18 protein-coding genes are annotated in these 20016 nt (G+C 55.5%); 10 read left to right on the top strand and 8 right to left on the bottom strand.

The genetic code is table 11. The features are described 5' to 3' along the window. Positions 1–153 precede the first annotated feature (153 nt). The 4 genes from INT32_RS01250 to INT32_RS01235 all read left to right on the top strand — a co-directional run bounded on the left by INT32_RS01250 (position 154) and on the right by INT32_RS01235 (position 4930). A complete protein-coding gene (locus INT32_RS01250; protein WP_193086914.1) occupies positions 154–540 on the top strand; it encodes a Rid family detoxifying hydrolase in 387 nt (128 codons plus the stop codon). Positions 541–553: 13 nt separating this feature from the next. After that, on the top strand, positions 554–2602 hold the full coding sequence (gene recG, locus INT32_RS01245; RefSeq protein ID WP_193086913.1) for an ATP-dependent DNA helicase RecG: 2049 nt from the start codon (positions 554–556) through the stop codon (positions 2600–2602). Positions 2603–2730: 128 nt separating this feature from the next. Continuing rightward, the gene (locus tag INT32_RS01240; RefSeq protein WP_193086912.1) at positions 2731–3678 is read left to right on the top strand and encodes a LysR substrate-binding domain-containing protein; all 948 of its coding nucleotides are present in this window, start codon (positions 2731–2733) and stop codon (positions 3676–3678) included. Between the two features lie 130 nt (positions 3679–3808). Further along, entirely contained in the window at positions 3809–4930 is a 1122-nt protein-coding gene (locus INT32_RS01235; RefSeq protein ID WP_193086911.1) for a high-affinity branched-chain amino acid ABC transporter substrate-binding protein, read from the top strand. A 225-nt stretch (positions 4931–5155) separates the two neighbouring features. On the opposite strand, the gene INT32_RS01230 is transcribed toward INT32_RS01235, so the two are convergent. The 4 genes from INT32_RS01230 to ugpB form a co-directional block, all read right to left on the bottom strand. Next, the gene (locus INT32_RS01230) at positions 5156–6238 is read right to left on the bottom strand and encodes a sn-glycerol-3-phosphate import ATP-binding protein UgpC (RefSeq protein ID WP_193086910.1); all 1083 of its coding nucleotides are present in this window, start codon (positions 6236–6238) and stop codon (positions 5156–5158) included. 11 nt (positions 6239–6249) lie between these two features. Further along, positions 6250–7095 carry a sn-glycerol-3-phosphate ABC transporter permease UgpE gene (ugpE, locus tag INT32_RS01225; RefSeq protein WP_193086909.1) on the bottom strand — a complete coding sequence of 282 codons (846 nt, stop codon included), beginning with the start codon at positions 7093–7095 and terminating at the stop codon, positions 6250–6252. 12 nt (positions 7096–7107) lie between these two features. Next, positions 7108–7989, bottom strand: a complete 882-nt coding sequence (ugpA, locus tag INT32_RS01220; protein WP_193086908.1) for a sn-glycerol-3-phosphate ABC transporter permease UgpA — start codon at positions 7987–7989, stop codon at positions 7108–7110. Positions 7990–8228: 239 nt separating this feature from the next. After that, a complete protein-coding gene (gene ugpB, locus INT32_RS01215; RefSeq protein ID WP_193086907.1) occupies positions 8229–9539 on the bottom strand; it encodes a sn-glycerol-3-phosphate ABC transporter substrate-binding protein UgpB in 1311 nt (436 codons plus the stop codon). A gap of 226 nt (positions 9540–9765) precedes the next feature. On the opposite strand from ugpB, the gene proC reads away from it, so the two are divergent. The 6 genes from proC to INT32_RS01185 all read left to right on the top strand — a co-directional run bounded on the left by proC (position 9766) and on the right by INT32_RS01185 (position 14983). Continuing rightward, positions 9766–10635 (top strand): pyrroline-5-carboxylate reductase, encoded by an 870-nt coding sequence (gene proC, locus INT32_RS01210; protein ID WP_193086906.1) that lies wholly within the window; start codon positions 9766–9768, stop codon positions 10633–10635. Between the two features lies 1 nt (position 10636). Beyond that, positions 10637–11197 (top strand): queuosine precursor transporter, encoded by a 561-nt coding sequence (locus tag INT32_RS01205; protein ID WP_226816368.1) that lies wholly within the window; start codon positions 10637–10639, stop codon positions 11195–11197. Positions 11198–11354: 157 nt separating this feature from the next. Further along, positions 11355–12281 carry a high-affinity branched-chain amino acid ABC transporter permease LivH gene (gene livH / locus INT32_RS01200; RefSeq protein WP_193086905.1) on the top strand — a complete coding sequence of 309 codons (927 nt, stop codon included), beginning with the start codon at positions 11355–11357 and terminating at the stop codon, positions 12279–12281. Then, the gene (locus INT32_RS01195; RefSeq protein WP_193086904.1) at positions 12278–13516 is read left to right on the top strand and encodes a high-affinity branched-chain amino acid ABC transporter permease LivM; all 1239 of its coding nucleotides are present in this window, start codon (positions 12278–12280) and stop codon (positions 13514–13516) included. The genes livH and INT32_RS01195 overlap by 4 nt, the downstream gene beginning before the upstream one ends. Beyond that, positions 13513–14280, top strand: a complete 768-nt coding sequence (gene livG / locus INT32_RS01190; RefSeq protein ID WP_193086903.1) for a high-affinity branched-chain amino acid ABC transporter ATP-binding protein LivG — start codon at positions 13513–13515, stop codon at positions 14278–14280. The genes INT32_RS01195 and livG overlap by 4 nt, the downstream gene beginning before the upstream one ends. 1 nt (position 14281) lies before the next feature. Next, positions 14282–14983, top strand: coding sequence for an ABC transporter ATP-binding protein (locus INT32_RS01185; RefSeq protein WP_193086902.1), 702 nt, complete (start codon positions 14282–14284; stop codon positions 14981–14983). Positions 14984–15219: 236 nt separating this feature from the next. Here the strand turns inward: INT32_RS01185 and INT32_RS01180 are convergent, their stop codons facing one another. From INT32_RS01180 to folD, 4 genes are all read right to left on the bottom strand, one after another. After that, on the bottom strand, positions 15220–15975 hold the full coding sequence (locus INT32_RS01180; protein WP_193086901.1) for a glutathione S-transferase family protein: 756 nt from the start codon (positions 15973–15975) through the stop codon (positions 15220–15222). Positions 15976–16349: 374 nt separating this feature from the next. Then, the gene (locus tag INT32_RS01175; protein ID WP_193086900.1) at positions 16350–16973 is read right to left on the bottom strand and encodes an SCO family protein; all 624 of its coding nucleotides are present in this window, start codon (positions 16971–16973) and stop codon (positions 16350–16352) included. Between the two features lie 17 nt (positions 16974–16990). Beyond that, on the bottom strand, positions 16991–19150 hold the full coding sequence (locus tag INT32_RS01170) for a M3 family metallopeptidase (RefSeq protein ID WP_193086899.1): 2160 nt from the start codon (positions 19148–19150) through the stop codon (positions 16991–16993). Positions 19151–19152: 2 nt separating this feature from the next. Beyond that, the gene (gene folD, locus INT32_RS01165; protein ID WP_193086898.1) at positions 19153–20016 is read right to left on the bottom strand and encodes a bifunctional methylenetetrahydrofolate dehydrogenase/methenyltetrahydrofolate cyclohydrolase FolD; all 864 of its coding nucleotides are present in this window, start codon (positions 20014–20016) and stop codon (positions 19153–19155) included.

Genomic DNA, 20016 nt, shown 5'->3' with positions numbered 1-20016 from the left:
CGCTGGCGTGGTGCAGGCATGCATCGCCCGCTTCAAGGTCCCGTGCCGTAACGTCGGTAGACTGCGCCTGCCAGCACACGATTATTTTAGGGCCGAAAGTGTATATACTATTGTTATTGCCTATAGTAAACGCCTCGTTCATTGGAGAATCTCATGACCAAACAAGTCATTCAGACAGACAAAGCCCCCAACGCCATCGGTCCTTATTCCCAGGCAGTAGTCACGCCCGCTGGCAGCACCGTCTACCTTTCCGGCCAGATCGGTCTGGACCCGACCACAGGTGATCTGGTTTCCGAACAGGTTGAAGAACAGGTGCGTCAGGCTTTCAGCAACATGAGCGCCGTCATTCATGCTGCCGGCGGTTCATTGCACAGTATTGTCAAACTCACCTTGTTTTTGACCGACCTGGCCGATTTTGGCATTGCGAACACAGTGATGTCCGAGCTGATCCCTGAGCCGTTTCCGGCCCGCTCGACGGTTCAAGTGAGCGCGTTGCCCAAAGGCGCTCTGTTCGAGGTAGAGGCCATCATCGTCGTCTGACCATCCCGCTGCCATGCCTGTTGCTTCCGCGAGAACCAATAGTCCCACCGCCATCGGCAAGAAATTTGCAAGCCTCGGACTGGTTCAGGATTTTGATTTTGTGTTGCATTTGCCGTTGCGTTACGAAGACGAAACTGCGCTGCATCGCATTGACTCCCTGTGTCCTGGCCAAATGGCGCAGGTCGAAGGGATCGTGCGCAAAGCGCAGGTGCTTATCCGGGGCCGGCGGCAACTGACCGCCACGATCGACGACGGATCCGGCCAACTGTCGCTGCGCTGGCTGAATTTTTATCCGAGCCAGATTAAAGCCGTTGAAGAAGGGCGGCTTATTCGGGTGCGCGGCGAAGTACGTGGCGGATCGTTCTGGGGTTTTGAAATGGTGCACCCCAAAGTCAGTCGTGCCGGCGTACCGCTCTCGGATCGCCTGACGCCGGTGTATCCGGCGACTGAGGGCCTGAACCAACCGCAAATTCGCAAGGCGGTCAATGCCGCGCTTTCCCGGGTGCAGCTGGACGACACGCTGCCCGTAGCGGTTCAGCGCAAATATCAGCTTGCTCCCTTTGCCGAGTCCATACAGTTGCTGCACAATCCACCCAAGCAAGCCGATACGCTCGCGCTGATTGAAAAAACGCATCCGGCGTGGGAGCGGATCAAATTTGATGAGTTGCTGGCTCAGCAATTGGCGATGTCGCTGGCACGCGCCACGCGACAGAGCAAGAAGGCCTATGCCATGCAGGGCAAGCGTTCCGGACTGACGCAACGCCTGCTTGCCCAGGTAGGCTTTGCTTTGACCGGGGCACAGGAACGCGTCTGCAAGGAGATTCTGGCCGATATGCAACGCACCTTTCCTATGCAAAGATTGCTGCAGGGAGATGTGGGCAGCGGTAAAACCGTGGTGGCCGCCATTGCAGCGGCTCACGCGATCGATCAGGGGTTCCAGGTTGCCGTTATGGCGCCCACCGAAATCCTGGCCGAACAGCATTTCAGAAAGATGTCCGCCTGGTTTGAGCCGCTAGGTATCAGCACCGGCTGGCTGGCAGGCAGCCTGACGCCGAAAAAAAAGCGGCAGGCTGCAACGCTGGTGGCCGAGGGCACCACGCAACTGGTCGTCGGCACCCAGGCGCTGATTCAGCAGCATGTGACGTTCGCCAGGCTGGGACTGATGGTCGTGGACGAGCAGCATCGTTTCGGTGTCGGACAGCGCCTGAGCCTGGCCCGCAAAGGCGAGCAGGAAGCGGTCGCGCCCCATCAGCTGAGCATGAGCGCCACGCCGATTCCGCGTACATTGGCCATGACCTTTTTTGCTGATCTGGATGTCTCGGTGATCGACACCTTGCCGCCGGGTCGCACGCCGGTGATGACCAAATTGTTTGCCGATTCCCGGCGCGACGAATTGCTGGCACACGTGCATGAGGTGATTCGCCAGGGCAGGCAGGTATACTGGGTCTGTCCACTGGTCGAAGAAAGTGAGGCTTTGCAGTTGCAGACGGCGACCGACACGTTCAACCGGCTGCAGCAGGAACTGCCCCAATTGCGCATTGGCCTGCTTCATGGACGCTTGCCGACACAGGAGAAAACAGCGATCATGTCTGCGTTTCATGGGCATGCGCTGGATTTGCTGGTCGCCACCACCGTTATTGAGGTCGGCGTGGATGTGCCCAATGCCTCGCTGATGATCATTGAACATGCCGAGCGCTTCGGGCTGGCGCAATTGCATCAGCTGCGGGGTCGGGTGGGTCGCGGAAAAAATGAATCGGTGTGTGTGCTGTTATACCAGGCGCCCCTGTCGTCTGTGGCAACGGCCAGACTCAAAGCCATGTATGAGACGCAGGACGGCTTTGAAATCGCCCGGCGTGATTTGGAACAGCGCGGTCCGGGTGAATTTCTTGGTTTGCGGCAATCGGGCATGGCGCTGCTGCGTTTTGCCGATATCGAGCTGGACGCGCCCATTGCCGAGCAGGCGCGGGACACAGCGCAGTGGCTACAGTCAACGTATCCCGAAGCGGCAGCCGCGCATTTACAACGCTGGGCGCGACAGCGGGCAGATCTGCTCAGAATATGAAGTATTTCATCCGGATGTAGACGTTCTGGGCCCGCATGCACGGCTCAGAATGTGCGTTTGAACAGGACTATCCTGTCCACGGCTGCCTATTGCGGCCAACTTGACCCTTACTTAACGCGGAGCCTGGTGTGACGCTTACCGAACTCAAATATATCATTGCAGTGGCCCGGGAACGACATTTCGGTCGTGCGGCAGAGGCGTGCTTTGTCAGCCAGCCAACCTTGTCTGTTGCTATCAAAAAGCTTGAAGATGAACTGGGCGTGGTTATTTTCGAACGCGGCGGCAATGAGGTTGGCGTGACGCCGACGGGGCTGCGGATCGTTACACAGGCCCAGAAGATTCTTGAAGAAAGCGCCAATCTGAAGGAAATCGCCAGGCAGGGCAACGATCCGCTTACCGGCGCATTGCGCGTCGGTGTGATTCATACCATCGGGCCTTATTTGCTGCCCAAGCTGATTCCGCTGCAATTGCGTATTACACCGCAGATGCCGCTGATCCTTCAGGAGAGTTTTACGGTGCGCCTGCTGGAGTTGCTGCGCCAGGGCGAGATCGACTGCGCCATCGTCGCATTGCCGCTACCTGAAGCCGGACTAGAGGTGCGCTCGCTTTATGAAGAACATTTTATTGCCGCGGTTCCGCGCAATCATCGCTGGGCAGGACTCGCGCAAATCGACACCGAAATGCTCAAGCAGGAAACCATGCTCTTGCTGGGCGCCGGTCACTGCTTTCGTGATCAGGTATTGGAAGTCTGCCCGGAAATGTCGCGATTCTCCGCCGCTGCGGATGGCATCCAGCGATCCTTCGAGGGCTCTTCACTGGAAACCATCCGTCACATGGTAGCCGCCGGCCTGGGCATTACGCTGCTGCCGATGACGGCCTTGCCCGAGAAGCCGCCTGCCGCAGACGATTTGGTGCATTATGTACCGCTAAAGGAACCGATACCAAACAGGGAAGTGGTGCTGATCTGGCGTCGCAGTTTTCCTCGACTGCAGGCCATTGATGCCTTGGCCGATTGCATTTATCGATGCGATCTGACCGGCGTCAGAATGCTCAACGGCAAGATCCGCAGCCTGTAAGTGCATCGCTTGTAAACGCAGATCAGGGTTTACCTTGAGGGTTCGGACAAAATTGAACCATGGCAAAAAAAGTGCGAGAATAGCAGCGTTAAACGTTATTACGTATTCTTACATTACCGGAGTATTACAAATGAACTATCTGAAAGCATCTGCACTGTCAATGGCCATTTCTGCCGGCCTGATGCTGTCGACCCAGGCATTGGCTGCAGATACCATAAAAATCGCGGCAGTCGGACCGGTGACCGGCCCGGTAACGCAATATGGCGATATGGTACGCGAAGGCATTCGCACAGCAATCGAATCAATCAACGCCGCAGGCGGATACGATGGCAAACAGTTCGAAATGGTTGAAGTCGACGATGCCTGCGAACCCAAACAGGGGCCCATTGCGGCCAATAACGTCGTCAACAAGGAAATTGGTTTCGTGGTCGGCCCGGTATGCTCGGGCGCTACGGTAGGTGGCGCATCTATTTATAACCAGGAAGGGGTAGTCATGATTACGCCTTCTGCAACTGCGCCCAACGTGACTGATGGCAAGAATTTCGATTTCGTTTTCCGCACCATCGGACGCGACGATCAGCAAGGTCCTGCAGCGGCAAAATATATCATCGACAGTGTCAAGCCCAGCAAGGTTGCTATCCTGCATGACAAGCAGTCTTATGGACAGGGCATTGCCTCATCGGTACGGGACAACTTGAACAAGGCCGATATTGATGTCACCTTGTTCGAAGGCATTAATGCTGGTGAGACCGATTACTCGTCCGTGATTACCAAAATGAAGGCAGCAGGCGTCGATTTCGTTTACTACGGAGGCTACCATCCTGAAATGGGCCTGCTTATGCGCCAGGCAGCAGAGCAGGGGCTCAAAGTCAAATTCATGGGCCCGGAAGGCGCCGGCAATCCTGAAATCAATGCGATCGCCGGTGACGCGGTAGAGGGCATGCTGCTGACGCTGCCTGCCGATTACTCTGCACTGCCGGAAAACAAAGCCGTGGTCGAGGCCTTCAAGGCCAAAAAACGCAACGCGTCCGGTGCTTTCCAGCTGACTTCCTATGCAGCGACACAGGCTATCTTCGAAGGGATCAAGGCCACCAAGAGTACCGATCCTGAGAAAGTGGCCGAGTGGCTGCATGGCAATTCAGTCAAGTCGGTGATTGGTGATCTGTCATGGAACAAACAGGGCGACCTGAACGAGTTCAAGTTTGACATTTACACCTGGCATAAGGACGGCAGCAAAACGGCTGTGAAGTAAACGGTTTCGCTGCAGTGCCTCTCACACGCGGCCACGTGTAGCGAGCCGGATTGCCCGACCAGACCAAAAAAACCGGATCCAATTTATGGATCCGGTTTTTTTTGAGGTCGTTCCAGGCACTCTGGCACAGAGAGCGCAACACACTGTTGTAGCTAAACAGATTCAGCCGGCGTTCGACGCTGATATGTGGTGTAAAAGATAAGCAAGGATGTTGTTACGTGCGGTTCAATCAATACGGCGTGTCGTCACCGGATCGAACCAGTGCAGATGATGTCGGGCGTCCGCACCGGCATTGATCCTGTCGCCGATTTTATAATTGGCGGAGGCTGTCTCGTGGACATCGCAACGGATAACGACCAGGGTATCGCCGACCCATCCGTGGATGAGTTTTTCAGATCCCAGGATTTCGATCATTTCGATTGTCATCGGGATGCCGGGTTCATCCAATTGGACGTGTTCAGGACGAAAGCCCAGGATAATCTCCTTGCCACGGGCACGTTCCGGAACTTGTGCTGCGGATATGGCCATTTTCTGGCCGTCCCTGGTCATAATGTCACCGCCAGCGTTGACTGACACGGGGATCAGGTTCATCGGCGGCGAGCCAATGAAGGCGGCGACAAACGTCGTTGCCGGTTTTTCAAATACTTCAATTGGCGTGCCGATCTGTTCAGCAACGCCTTTGTTCATCACGATCATGCGGTCGGCCAGCGTCATGGCTTCGACCTGGTCGTGGGTGACGTACAGGCTGGTGGTGCGCAGGCGTCGATGCAATTTCTGGATCTCCAGGCGCATCTGTACTCGCAGCTTGGCATCCAGATTGGACAGCGGCTCATCGAACAGAAACACCTTGGGTTCGCGCACGATGGCGCGGCCCATGGCTACACGCTGGCGCTGTCCGCCGGATAACTGCTTGGGCCGCCGTTCAAGCAGGCTGCCCAGCTCCAGGATGCCGGCCGCCTGCTGCACCCGTTCATCAATCTGCGCTTTGGTCAGCTTGCGGATTTTCAGGCCATAAGCCATGTTTTCATAGACCGACATATGGGGGTAAAGCGCATAGTTCTGAAAGACCATGGCAATATCGCGCTCTGCCGGTTCCAGCCCGTTGACGACGCTGCCATCGATCAGAATCTGGCCTTCTGTTACTGATTCCAGACCGGCAACCATGCGCATCAGTGTGGACTTGCCGCAACCGGAAGGGCCGACGATAACAATGAACTCACCGTCTTTTACCTCCAGGTTCACGCCGTGGATCACGGCAACATTGCCGGGATAGGTTTTTCTGATGTCGTTAAATTGTAGTGTTGCCATTTATTAATCCTTTATTTCTCGGTATCCACGAGCCCCCTGACAAACCACTTCTGCATCAGCACCACGACCAATCCGGGCGGAATCATGGCAAGTAGGGCGGTTGCCATCACAATGTTCCAATCGGTCACGCTGTCGCCACCGCCGATCATGGTGCGGATGCCGACCACAATGGGGGTCATGTCGTCTGTCGTTTTCATGACCAGGGGCCACAGGTATTGGTTCCAGCCATAAGTGAACTGAATCACGAACAGGGCGGCGATGCTGGTTTTTGATAAGGGCAGTAAAATATCGCGGAAAAAGCGCAAGGGACCGGCGCCATCAATTCGCGCGGCTTCAATCAGTTCGTCGGGTACGGTCAGAAAAAACTGCCGGAACAGAAAGGTGGCAGTGGCCGAGGCGATCAGCGGCAGCGTAAGTCCGGCATAGGTATTGGTCAGGCCAAGGCCGGCGACCACTTCAAAGGTCGGAGAAATACGCACCTCCACCGGCAGCATGAGCGTGACGAAAATCATCCAGAAACACAGCATCCGGAACGGAAAGCGAAAATAGACCACGGCAAACGCCGAAAGCATGGAAATGGTGATTTTGCCTATGGCAATCGTCATAGCCGTAACGAAGCTGACCCAGAGCATGTGGGCGACACTGTTTGGCGCAGAACTAGAGCCGCCAAGCAGTGCATTGGTATAGTTCTCTATGAAATGTCTGCCTGGCCAGAGCGACATGGGAGCATTGGCCACTTCCTGGGCTGTCTGCGTTGAGGCCACGATGGCAATATAGAGTGGAAAGGCCACCACGACCAGGCCAATGATCAGGATCAGGTGGGCCAGCAAATCCAGCATAGGGCGTCGTTCAATCATTGCGGTGTTTCCTTAGTACTGGACTTTACGGTCAACATAACGGAACTGGACGACCGTCAGCGCAATTACAATCATCATCAAAATTACCGACTGTGCGCCGGACGAGCCGTAATCGAATGACTTGAATGCAGTCTTGTACACGTTGTAAACCAGTATGTTGGTAGACGTGCCGGGACCTCCCTGGGTGGTCGTATCGATAATCGCGAACGTTTCGAAGAAGGCATAGACGATATTGATGACCAACAGGAAGAACGTCGTGGGCGACAACAACGGGAACACAATGGTGCGAAAGCGCCGGAACGGGCTGGCGCCATCGATGGCTGCCGCTTCCAGCAACGAGGTCGGAATGGATTGCAGGCCGGCAAGAAAAAACAGAAAGTTGTAGGAGATCTGTTTCCATACTGCGGCGATGACAACCAACGTCATGGCATCGGTCGAATCTAAGCGCGGATTCCAGCTGATGCCAAGATTGGCCATGTATACGGCCAGCGTGCCCACGGCGGGCGAGAACAGAAATGCCCACAGTACACCGACGACGGCCGGCGCAACGGCATAGGGCCAGATCAGCAGGGTTTTGTATGCGCCGGCTGCCCGCACCACGCGATTGGCCATGACCGCCAGCAAGAGCGAGACCGCCAGGCCGATGGCAGCGACCAGGCCAGAAAACAGCAGTGTGACCCAGAAGGAGGAATAATAAGTACTGTTGCTAAATAAGCTGGTGTAATTGTCCAGACCAACAAATTGTTGATCACCGCCGAAGGCCGATTCGATAAAAAACGATTGCCAGATTGCCTGGCCGGCCGGCAGGAAGAAAAAAATAGCGGTAATAAGCAACTGCGGCGCCAGAAGCAGATAAGGCAGCAGTTTATGGCTGAAAACTACGCGTTTTTCCATGAGAGAGTTCCAATGCAATATCCGGGAAAAACGATGCAACCCCGGTATATGGCGACAGGCGGACAGCAGTGACGTCAGCGGCCGGGAAAGCAGGTCTGTTCAATCCGAAGACTGTAGAGCAGTTGCCATTGCGCCGGCAAGACCGGCAGAGTTTCAAGGCGAAAAATGATGACTGCGATAAAACAAAAACAGCGAAGGCAATGATGCTGTGCCCTCGCTGCCTGAACAGTCAGAATAGCTTATTTGTTGCCCTTTTCAAAACGGACCAGCAATTCATTCGCCCGTTTTTCCATGTCGGCTGCGCCGTCCTTGATGGAAATCTTGCCGCCGAACATGGATTCCATGACACCTTCCTCTATATCACGAATTTGTGGCAGAAAGCCCAGACGAACACCGCGCGATTGCGCCGTCGTTTCCACATTCAGTTGCTGGAACGGGACATCGGTACCGGGGTTCTTGTCGTAGTAACCGGAAGCCTTGGTCGCATCGTAGGCGGCTTTGACCACAGGCACATAGCCGGTGTCCTGGTGCCATTTGGCGGCAACTTCCGGTTTGGTCAGGTGATGAAAGAAAGCAGTCACGCCTTTGTAGACCTCAGGCGATTTTTTGGAGAATACCCACAGTGAAGCACCACCGATCACGCTATTTTGCGGGGCGCTCTTGACGTCCTCGTAATAGGGCAGTTTGGCAACGCCGAATTTAAATTTGCCGTTCTTCAGGATGTTGGCCCGCGTGCCACTGGATCCGGTAAACATGCCACATTTGCCGGAGATGAAAAGGGCGTTGGCAGCATCGCCGCGACCACCGTAGGTGAAGGTGCCTTCCTTGGACATCTTGCTCAGAAATTCAAAGTGCTTCAGGAATGCGTCCGATTGCAACTCGACTCGGGCGTCCAGGCCACCAAAGCCATTATCTTTGGAGGCGTAGGGCACATTATGCAGGGCGGCAAAGTTTTCGATCAACACCCACGCTGGCCATGAAGTGGTGTAACCGCATTCGACGCCGGCTGCCTTGAGCTTTTTCGCAAAGGCTTCGATATCTGCGTAGGTTTTGGGTCCCTGTTCCGGATCCAGGCCTGCTTTTTTGAACAGGTCTTTGTTATAAAACATCACTGGCGTCGAACTGTTAAAGGGCATGGAAACCAGTTTGCCGCTGGTATCGGAATAGTAGCCGGCAATACCAGGCACGAAGGCTTTCGGGTCCAGCGGATTACCGGCTTTCTCTGCCATGTCCTGTACCGGTTCGATAGCGCCCTGGGAGTACATCATGGTGGCTGTACCCACTTCAAACACCTGGATGATATCCGGTGACTGCCCCGCACGGTATGCGGCGATGCCCGCGTTCATGGACTCTCCGTAATTGCCTTTGTAGGTTGCCTTGACGACATAGTCTTTCTGGGAAGCGTTGAAGTCTTTGACAATGTCGCTGACCCGTTCGCCCAGCGGTCCTTCCATTGAGTGCCAGAAGGTAACGTCGGTAGCCGCAAGGGCGCTGAAGCTGGCAAAGGACATGGCGCTGGCCAGGGACAAAGTACGGATCGTATAGCGCATGGTTAAATTCTCCGGGGGGTAGGGGTGTCCCGATGCAAAACGGGACGTGATAAACGGCATTATAGTATGACTTGTTTGTTACAGAATAGTGACTATCCCTAACCCGCCTCGCGTGCGCGCGCTTGTCGCGAAAGTCCAGTAAAATCACCCGTTTGCTTGTCTTTTTGTCTGGCTCAGCGTATTTTCTGGTGTGCTGTCGGGCATTAGCAGAGTACAATCCCTGACCATGAAAAATTCACTCTCTATCGCTTTTATCGGTGGCGGAAATATGGCAGGCGCCATGTTGGGCGGCCTGCTTGGCAATTTGTGCGAGCCGCAGGACGTCCTTGTCGTGGATCCCAGCCAGACGACGCGCTCGGCATGGGAAGACAAGGGTGTGGCCACCGCAGCCGCAGCTTCCGAGGCGCTCGGTCAATATAAAGTCTGGATCTATGCCGTCAAGCCGCAAATCATGCAACAGGCCATCGATGCGTCACACCGGTTTTTGCAGGACGACACGCTGGTGATCAGTATTGCCGCCGGTCTTACAACGGCATCGCTTTCGGGCTGGCTCGATCAGGCAGAACCAGCGCGCGGCACCCGGCTCATTCGCTGTATGCCCAATACCCCGGCGTTGATCCGCCAGGGCATAACCGGGCTGTACGCCATGCCTGCGGTCCCTTCCTCGGACCGGGAACTGGCCCAGGAAGTGCTCAGTTCTGTCGGCGAGGTGGTCTGGGTAGACAATGAGGCCCAACTGGACGCGGTCACGGCGCTCTCCGGCAGCGGCCCGGCCTATGTCTTCCTGTTTATTGAATCGCTGATTAGCGGCGGCATCAGCCTGGGGCTGAGCCAGGCGCAGGCGCAGCGTCTTGCCCTGGCCACACTCAAGGGTGCGAGCCTGCTTGCCGCCGGTTCTGAGGATTCGCCGGCCCGATTGCGGGAGAATGTCACGTCGCCGGGCGGTACGACGGCTGCGGCGCTGAATCGGTTCACACAGGGCGATTTTGCCGGATTGGTACAAGCTGCCATGCAGGCGGCCAATGACCGGGCAGCCCAGATGGCGCAGGAGTCGGCCGCAGCCGACCAGCCCGCTCAGGATCCAGGAAAAAAATAGCATGAATACCACAAGATTTGACAAAATGACGATCAATCAGACGCTGCTGGCCGTTGCCATCATGGGGCTGATTATCGTGTCGTCCAACATTCTGGTGCAGCCGCAGTTCCATATCAACGCCTGGCTGACTTGGGGCGCCATCACTTATCCCATCTGCTTTCTGGTAACCGACCTGCTGAACCGGCGTTTCGGTCCAGCGCGGGCCCGTCGCGTGGTGTCTATCGGGTTTATCTTTGCCGTGCTGGCTTCCTATGTCGTGGCTGACTCGCGCATCGCGATCGCCTCCGGAGTGGCGTTTCTGACGGCACAGTTGCTCGATATTCTGGTGTTTGACAAGCTTCGCTACAAATCCTGGTGGAAAGCGCCTTTCATCGCTGGCTGGCTGGCCGCCATCATCGACACTTTCCTTTTTTTCGGCGTAGCGTTCGTCGGTACCGATGTACCATGGGTGACCCTGGCCACGGGTGACGTGGGCATCAAACTGGTCATCAACGCGATGCTGCTGGCGCCGTTCCGCGTCCTGATGTGGAATCTTGGCCGTCCACGCAGCGCGCAGGCGTAAAGCAGAAATAATTGCAGCATAAGGGAGCCAAGCGAGGTTGAAGGTTAACCGTCAGGCTTGCTCCTTCAGAAACGACGTAATCCAATAAGAGCAACGGGACCGCCATTCATTCCAGACAGATTTCCAGGAGGAGTGAGGACGGCACGAGGAGCGCATTATGCAGGAATTTCTACCTCAATTCATTCAACAACTGATCAATGGCATGTCGCTGGGTGCGATCTATGCCCTGATCGCCATCGGTTACACCATGGTATACGGCATTATCGGTATGATCAACTTTGCCCATGGCGAGATCTATATGATTGGCGCCTATGTGGGACTGGTGACGCTGTCGGCACTCGGTATTAATCACGGCATTCCGATTCCGTTGGTGATTATCGCCATGCTGCTTATTTCTGCGGTCGTTACCGGCTTTTACGGCTATGCGGTCGAAAAGATTGCCTACCGGCCGCTGCGCGGCAGTCCGCGGCTGGTCGCTTTGATTTCCGCTATCGGTATGTCCATTTTTTTGCAGAACTGGGTAGCGATCGGACAGGGTTCGCGCGATATGGCCGTCCCCAATTTGCTGGCTGGATCGTTCCAGTTCAGCCTGGGCGGTGACTTTGCGATTACGCTGACCTATTCCAGGCTGATGATTATGGGCGTGGTGTTTGTGTTGATGATTGCACTGACGCTTTTCATTCGCCATTCCCGCATGGGCCGTGCGTCCCGTGCCTGCTCCCAAGATATGCGAATGGCCAGTCTGCTGGGTATCGACACGAATCGTGTTATATCATTCACGTTTATTCTCGGTGCGGTGCTTGCCGCCGTCGGTGGCGTGCTCATTGCACTAACCATAGGCAAGCTGAATCCGTTCATTGGCTTCATAGCCGGTATCAAGGCGTTTACCGCGGCTGTGCTCGGCGGCATCGGCAGTGTTCCGGGCGCCATTCTAGGTGGCCTGTTGCTGGGGGTGGCCGAAACCATGGCAGCCGCCTACATCGGTTCGGAATACAAGGATATTGTGGCTTTTGGCTTGCTGGTGCTGATCCTGTTGTTCAGACCGACTGGGTTGCTGGGTAAACCGGAGGTAGAAAAAGTATGACGCAGAATTTGAAAAACGCCATTATTGCTACGCTGGTGGCCGGAATTCTTTTGACACCCATTTTCGGGCTCGGCCTGGTTCGCCAGGGTATCCGCATGACGATCGTTCCCGACTGGACGGTTGTCTTGATAGGCATGGCAATCGTGTTTGTCGTGCAACTGCTCAAGCCGCTGATCTTCAAAGGCAACAAGCAATCGCTGGCGAAAAAGCTGCGTTCGGGCAAGCATGCCGTCCTTGGCCAAAAGACCATGTTCAGCCTGTTCGCCCTGATGCTGGTCATTGCCGTTGTCTGGCCCTTTTTTGGCGATCGCGGCCAGATTGATATTGCCACGCTGGTATTGATTTACGTGATGCTGGGCCTGGGCCTGAATATCGTGGTCGGTTTCGCCGGGCTGCTGGATCTGGGTTTTGTCGGGTTCTATGCGGTTGGTGCCTATACCTACGCTTTGTTATACCATTGGGCAGGCTGGGGTTTCTGGGAAGCGCTGCCCCTTTCTGGGTTGTTTGCCGCGCTCTTTGGCTTTGTCCTGGGGTTTCCGGTATTGCGCCTGCGCGGAGACTATCTGGCCATCGTCACCTTGGGGTTCGGTGAAATTATCCGTCTGCTGTTGACCAATCTGACCAGCCTGACTGGTGGTCCTGATGGCATTTCGGGTATTCCCAAGCCATCGGTCTTCGGTTATGAGATGGCCCGTCGTGCGCCCGAAGGCGAGCAAACCTTTCATCAGTTAATGGGCTGGAAATTTGATACCGTGGATGTGGTGATTTATCTTTATCTGATGGCGCTGGTACTCGCGGTTATTACATTTGTTATATCCGCCAGGTTGATCCGCATGCCCGTTGGTCGCGCCTGGGAAGCGCTGCGCGAAGATGAGATTGCCTGCCGCTCCCTGGGTATGAATCCGACGAAAATCAAATTATCGGCTTTTACTCTGGGCGCCATGTTTGCCGGTTTTGGCGGCGCGTTCTTTGCAGCGCGGCAAGGCCTGGTCAACCCGGAGTCGTTTACCTTTATCGAGTCGGCGCTGATCCTGTCCATTGTCGTATTGGGCGGCATGGGCTCGCAGATTGGCGTAATTCTGGCTGCCATCGCATTGACTGTATTGCCTGAACTGGCGCGTCAGTTTGCCGAATACCGGATGCTGATATTTGGTCTGGTGATGGTGCTAATGATGATCTGGCGTCCGCAGGGCCTGCTGCCGGTCAAACGTCCTCACGTGGAGATTGAAAAATGAGTGATGTAGTCCTGCGTGTCGAATCTCTTAAAATGCGTTTTGGCGGTCTGCTGGCTGTCGACTCGGTCAGCCTGCAAGTCCATAAGAATGAGGTGTTTGCCATTATCGGCCCTAACGGAGCCGGCAAGACCACGGTCTTTAACTGCATCAGTGGTTTTTACAAGCCGACAGAGGGCAGTATCGATCTTCACGGCAAGGGGCTCACTGGTTTACCCAGTCACAAGGTCGCCCAGCGCGGGGTGGTGCGCACATTTCAAAACGTGCGCCTGTTCAAGACGCTGACGGCCCTGGAAAATCTTCTGGTGGCCCAGCATACACAGCACGAGTCCAATTTTCTGGCGGGTCTGCTCAATTTGCCGTCATACCGCCGGGCAGAGCGCAAGACGCTGGATACAGCGCTGTTCTGGCTTGATTTCATGGGCATTCGCGAGTTTGCGAATCGCGAGGCCGGCACCCTGGCATATGGCCATCAGCGCCGGCTGGAAATCGCCCGCTGCATGATTACCAAGCCGACCTTGCTGTTGCTCGATGAGCCCGCGGCAGGGCTCAATCCACAAGAGAAAAAGGCCCTGTCCGGCCTGATCAATCGCCTGCGGCACGAATTTGACCTGTCTGTCTTGCTGATTGAGCATGACATGAGCCTGATTATGGGTATATCCGACAGGATCCTGGTCATGGAACATGGCAAGCCGATCGTGACCGGGGCGCCCGAAATCGTACGCGCTGATCCACGGGTCATCAAAGCGTATCTGGGAGAAGAATAAGATGCTGAAACTGGACAATGTAAGTACACACTACGGCGCGATCCAGGCGCTCAATTCGGTGTCTATTGAAGTCAATGAAGGGGAAATCGTTACGCTGATCGGTGCCAACGGGGCCGGGAAGACGACTTTGCTGATGACTGTCTGTGGCAATCCCAGGGCTTCGTCCGGCACGATCCGGTTTCTTGACCGGGATATTACCGCTGAACCTACATCGTTGATCATGCGCCGGGGTATCGCAGTGTCACCGGAAGGACGCCGCGTCTTTCCAGACCTGACCGTGCTGGATAATCTGAAAATGGGTGGTTTTTTCCTGCCGCGCGAGCAGATAGAACAGGGGATTGATCATGTATTCGGATTGTTTCCCCGCTTGAAAGAGCGAGCCTCGCAACGGTCAGGCACTATGTCAGGTGGTGAGCAACAGATGCTGGCCATTGGTCGTGCACTGATGAGCAAACCACGCCTGCTGCTGCTGGACGAACCTACGCTTGGTCTTGCACCGCTGATTATTGCGCAGATTTTTGAAATTATTCAGACCATTCGCGACCAGGGTGTGACGGTATTCCTGGTGGAACAGAATGCGCACAAGGCGCTGAAGGTGGCCGACCGTGGATACGTACTTGAAACGGGTAACGTTGTACTGGCCGATACTGGCGCCAATCTGCTGGTGAATGATGAAGTGCGCAAAGCCTACCTGGGTCACTGATTCTACATGGCCATTGGCTAGTAGTGATGAGCGATGCGTTGTGTCGCGAATAAACACCCTTATCCTGCGCCTTGGATAACGCCATTCTGATGATGTCCTGCACAGGCAGGACGATCTGTGCAGGACAACTGATTCGGATGGGCCCGCCTGATGGCTGAGGTCAGCGGCCCGCTTCTGCTTGCATAAATCCGCTTCGACCGAGGCACGTCTTTTGAAACGGAGCTACAGAACTAGTTCTATCGGGTGGCGTCTGTGGGTGCTGATGCGTTGGCCGCGTCAACTGACGGTTCTACCGTGGGTTCCTGGGGATCATTTTTTCCTGGCAGGGACAGCGTCAGCAAGCCTGCCTTTTCTTTTGCGCGCTGATAGGCCGGCCGCAAGCGAATGGCTTCCAGAAATGCCTTGATGTTCAGCAGGTTGTCACCGATGAGGCCACGACCGTGCAGAACCTGTAGCGCGAATCCCATTTGGATGTCGGCGGCACTGAAGTGACTGCCACAGAACCAACCGGTATTGCCCAGTTCGGAGTCCAGGAAATCCAGTTTGACGTTCAGATCAGGCATGACAAAGCTGTCGAGTGTGCCGTTGACTGTTTTTTTCACAATGGAGCGTGCAAAAAAGGGCACCCGGGCATTGGCCATTTTGTTGAGCACCAGCGTAAGCAAGGCGGGTGGCATCAGCGAACCTTCGGCAAAATGCATCCATTGCGAATAACGCAGGTAGTCTTCGGAACTGATGGGTGGACGCAATCCACGATTGTCGTAGCGGTTAAGCAGATACTCGATAATGGCGCCGGATTCGATCAGGGTGAAGCCGTTGTCGCACAGCACGGGGGCTTTACCCAATGGGTGTACGGCCTTTAAGGAGCTTTGCGCTCGCATGGTTTCCGGATGACGCTCGTGACGCTCAATCTGGTAACTCAGCTCAAGTTCTTCCAGCAGCCAGATGATGCGGAACGAACGTGAGGCTTCCAGATGGTGTAGTGTGATCATAGCTTTCCCAGGTCAATTTGATTACAGGTAACTGCCAGTTTACCAAAATGCGTGAATTGTTGCCGCGTATCGCTCGTTGCAGCGATAGCCCACGCATGAATGCAGCCTGAATCGGGGCGATGGATGATGCGGTTAATCGGCGCGATGACGGCGTAGCGCATCACAAGGCGTGACCGAGCAGGTGCAGCGGCTGCGATTGCGCAGGCAGCTGGCCTACTACGCAACCACGATTGTGCCGTTCCCGGTCATTGGGTAGCGACAGGGAGCATGGCTGCAGCCGTAGCGGATTGATACTCGAACGGCTAGACCGAGAAAGTCAGGTTGTAACCAGAACGCAGGTAGAACGCAGGTAGTAGAGGCCTGCTGCTTTGGGCTCAGAGCAGAGTGCGAATTTTCTCCGTCACCTGTTCCGGCGTTTCGCTGTCGGAGGCCAGATAACGGGCGCGGCCGTCTTTGTCGAAAATATAGATACCGCGACCATGCATCACTTCGTATGCCTCTGGGTTGCTGGCATCCTTGGGTTTGCTGATCTGATAGGCAACACGGTAACGGCGCGCGACAGAGGCAATCTGCTGCTCGCTGCCGGTCAGCCCGATCGCGCCATTATTGAAGGCATTGACATACGCCTGCAGCACTTCAGGTGTATCACGGTGCGGATCAACACTGATGAAGAGAATCTGGGCTTCTTTGGCCTTGGGCCCCAGTTGTTGCATTACTTCGGACAGTTGCGCCATGGTCGTGGGGCAGATGTCCGGGCAGCTTGCATAGCCGAAAAACAGCATGACCACCTTGCCTTTTACTGCCTGTTCGGTCAGGGTTTTGCCTTCGCTTGCATTGAGCGAGAAGGACAGGTCGGGCAGGTGATTGGCTATCGGATAGATCGTTGTCGGACGCTGGCTTTGCGTCGCGCCGGGGACATCGGGAATGCCCTGGGCGACTGCCGCATGCAATACGAAAGGTGTGGCCAGGGCCAGCATCAGGGAAAGGCGAACGCGCATTATACTTCCATTAAAAATCAGGCGGCGGCCTCGGCCACAAGCCCGCTGTGACGCAGCAGGGCAACGGGTGAGGGGCTGCGGCCGCGAAATGCTTCAAATGATTCTGCAGCAGGACGTGAGCCGCCCACGGCCAGAATCTGCTCCTTGAATGATTGACCGATTTGCGGATTCAAAGTTCCCCGATCGCTGTCGGCGTGCTCTTCAAAAAGACTATACGCATCGGCCGACAACACCTCGGCCCATTTATAGCTGTAATAGCCTGCGCCATAGCCGCCGGCAAACAGATGAGAAAAGTTATGCGCAAATCGGTTCCACGACGGCGGCATAATGACGGCCACTTCCTGACGGACCTGATTCAGGATGTGCATCACGGTCTCAATCGCGGTCGGTTCTGCACGTGTGTGAATCAGCATATCGAATAATGAAAATTCGATCTGGCGCACCATTTGCATGCCGCTTTGGAAGTTGCGAGCCGATAGCAGTCGCTCGAACAAATCGCGATCCATTTGTTTGCCAGTTTCCCAATGCGCGGCCATGCTGCGCATGACCGGCCACTCCCAGACGAAATTCTCCATGAACTGGGAAGGCAGTTCGATTGCGTCCCATTCGACACTGGCAAAAGGCGAGGCTGCAGGTTCGTCTACTTTTGACAGCAGCGCATGCAAGGCATGGCCTGTTTCATGAAACAGCGTGATGACATCATCATGGGTCAGCAGGGCAGGCTTGGTCCCCTGGGGACGCGAGAAATTGCAGTTAAGGTAAACAACCGGCATGATACTGAGCGTGCTGGTAATGTGCCTGCTTCGCTCGCTGTCGACCCACGCGCCGCTTTGTTTTCCCTTGCGGGCATAGAGGTCGGTATACAGATGGCCGATGACACGTCCCTGTTCCTGCACTTCAAAAACACGTACGTCGGTATGCCATACCGGGGCATCGAAGGGCACCAGATCTATATTGAATAGCGTTTTGATCACATCAAACAGCCCGCTCATGACGTTCGCTTCGCTCAGATATTGCCGGACTTCTTCGTCCGAGTAGGCGTATCTGGCCTGACGCAATTGTTCCGAAACGTAGGTGTAGTCCCAAGGTTCCAGTGTTGCCATGCCCAGTTCCGTGGCTGCAAATTCGCGTAAGGTTGCGACATCCTGTTGGGCAAACGGGCGGGCCTTTGCTGCCAGATCACGCAGGAATGCAATGACCTGGTCTGCCGATTGGGCCATCCGGGTTTGCAGGCGCATCTGGGCAAAGTTGGCAAAGCCCAGCAGGTGTGCATCTTCCAAGCGCAAGTCGAGCAGCTTTTCAATCACCGGCGAGTTGTCGTATTGCGGTTCGCCCAGTTCCGAAGCCAGTGTGGCGTAGCCGCGATAGAGCGCTTCACGCAAGGTAGCGCTTTTTGCATATTGCATGACCGGCAGATACGACGGCATTTTCAGGGTAAAGCGCCATCCGGCCTGCGCGGGCTGGTCGGCAGCATTGGCACTATCGGATCCATCGTCGCCTTCAACTTCGGCGGTTTGGGCAGCCGCTTCGCTCGCAGCCTGGGCAGCCGCGTCAATGACGTCTTGAGGCAAGCCGTCGAGCATGGCGGCATCATGGACCTGATAATGCCAATTGTCCATGGCATCGAGCGCATTTTCGGAAAACTTCTGTGAGGTCAGTGCAATGTCTTCATTCAATTGCGCGTAACGCTGCCTTGTTTCGCCTTCCAGTTCGACGCCGCTTAACCGGAAATCGCGCAGCGCCAGTTCGATGATGCGCTTGCGAGTGGGGGTATAGCTTGCGAATTCGGCACTCTTGGAGACCGCAAGATAACGCTCGAACAGATCCCGGTTCAGGCCGACCCAGGTGGAAAACTCAGTAATGACCGGCAACATGCCGTTGTAGGCATCACGCAGCGCCGCGGTATTGATAACGGCGTTCAGGTGCCCTGCAACCGACCAGGCACGCCACAGGCGGCTGGACAACGCCTCCATGGGATCAATGAAATTATCCCAACCGGGCTGTGTGCTATCGCTGACCAGGGCTTCAATTCCCTGGCGCGTTTCAGCCAGCAGCAGTTCGATGGCCGGCGCAATATGTTCCGGCTTGATCGAGGCGTAGTCGATCAGATCAGAAATGGGAGCGAGCAGTGGATTGCCGGTTGTGGCAATGGTCTGGACAACCTGAGTTTGCGTCATAGTTAAGTTTTCTGTTTCAGATTCTGTTGTTCGGCTGCGTGTACGGTATTGAGCAGCAACATGACAATTGTCATGGGACCGACGCCGCCGGGCACGGGTGTGATGGCAGCGGCCACTTGCCGGGCGCTTTCAAATTGCACATCGCCCTTGAGTTTGCCGTCCTGGCCGCGATTGATACCTACATCGATGACCACTGCGCCTGGTTTGATCATATCGCCCGTGATCATGTCGGGTTTGCCGGTAGCGACCACCAGAATATCGGCGCGTCGGGTCTGGGCGCCCAGATCGCGGGTTTTCGAATTACATATGGTGACGGTTGCGCCAGCTTTCTGCAATAGCAATGCCATTGGCTTGCCGACAATGTTGCTGGCGCCCACCACGACTGCCTCGGCGCCGCGAATAGTTACCTGTTCGTCTTCAAGCATTTTCATGATCCCGTACGGGGTGCACGGAATGAAGGTGGGCTTGCCGATCATCAATGCCCCGGCGTTGCTGACGTGAAAGCCATCGACATCCTTGGCCGGCGAGATCGCTTCGATAACGGTATCGGCATTGAAATGCGGTGGCAGAGGCAACTGAACCAGAATGCCATTGACCGAGGCATCGTTATTGAGCGTGCTGATACGCGTCAGCAGCTCGGCTTCGGTCATGTGTGCCGGATAGGTTTCGACCGAAGAAGTCAGCCCAAGCTTGTTGAACGTGTTGGCCTTGTGATTGACATAGACCTGCGAGGCAGGGTCGTCACCGACCAGAATAACCGTAAGCGAAGGAACAATACCCTGTTCTTTGAGCCTGGCCAGATGCGGGATCATTTGCAGCTTGAGTTTTTCGGCCAGCTGTTTGCCATCAATAATACGTGCTGTCAT

Origin of the sequence: Advenella sp. FME57, assembly GCF_014897675.1 — a bacterium.
Classification (GTDB): Bacteria; Pseudomonadota; Gammaproteobacteria; order Burkholderiales; family Burkholderiaceae_B; genus Advenella.
Note: the sequence above shows the minus strand (reverse complement) of the source record. Positions and strands in the feature narration are given on the sequence as shown.

Coding starts and splice junctions, on each gene's coding strand:
- INT32_RS01185 (WP_193086902.1), top strand. CDS start 14,282: ATGCTGAAACTGGACAATGTAAGTACACACTACGGCGCGATCCAGGCG.
- INT32_RS01250 (WP_193086914.1), top strand. CDS start 154: ATGACCAAACAAGTCATTCAGACAGACAAAGCCCCCAACGCCATCGGT.
- INT32_RS01205 (WP_226816368.1), top strand. CDS start 10,637: ATGAATACCACAAGATTTGACAAAATGACGATCAATCAGACGCTGCTG.
- INT32_RS01175 (WP_193086900.1), bottom strand. CDS start 16,973: ATGCGCGTTCGCCTTTCCCTGATGCTGGCCCTGGCCACACCTTTCGTA.
- livG (WP_193086903.1), top strand. CDS start 13,513: ATGAGTGATGTAGTCCTGCGTGTCGAATCTCTTAAAATGCGTTTTGGC.
- recG (WP_193086913.1), top strand. CDS start 554: ATGCCTGTTGCTTCCGCGAGAACCAATAGTCCCACCGCCATCGGCAAG.
- INT32_RS01235 (WP_193086911.1), top strand. CDS start 3,809: ATGAACTATCTGAAAGCATCTGCACTGTCAATGGCCATTTCTGCCGGC.
- ugpB (WP_193086907.1), bottom strand. CDS start 9,539: ATGCGCTATACGATCCGTACTTTGTCCCTGGCCAGCGCCATGTCCTTT.
- INT32_RS01230 (WP_193086910.1), bottom strand. CDS start 6,238: ATGGCAACACTACAATTTAACGACATCAGAAAAACCTATCCCGGCAAT.
- ugpE (WP_193086909.1), bottom strand. CDS start 7,095: ATGATTGAACGACGCCCTATGCTGGATTTGCTGGCCCACCTGATCCTG.
- ugpA (WP_193086908.1), bottom strand. CDS start 7,989: ATGGAAAAACGCGTAGTTTTCAGCCATAAACTGCTGCCTTATCTGCTT.
- INT32_RS01180 (WP_193086901.1), bottom strand. CDS start 15,975: ATGATCACACTACACCATCTGGAAGCCTCACGTTCGTTCCGCATCATC.
- INT32_RS01195 (WP_193086904.1), top strand. CDS start 12,278: ATGACGCAGAATTTGAAAAACGCCATTATTGCTACGCTGGTGGCCGGA.
- livH (WP_193086905.1), top strand. CDS start 11,355: ATGCAGGAATTTCTACCTCAATTCATTCAACAACTGATCAATGGCATG.
- proC (WP_193086906.1), top strand. CDS start 9,766: ATGAAAAATTCACTCTCTATCGCTTTTATCGGTGGCGGAAATATGGCA.
- folD (WP_193086898.1), bottom strand. CDS start 20,016: ATGACAGCACGTATTATTGATGGCAAACAGCTGGCCGAAAAACTCAAG.
- INT32_RS01170 (WP_193086899.1), bottom strand. CDS start 19,150: ATGACGCAAACTCAGGTTGTCCAGACCATTGCCACAACCGGCAATCCA.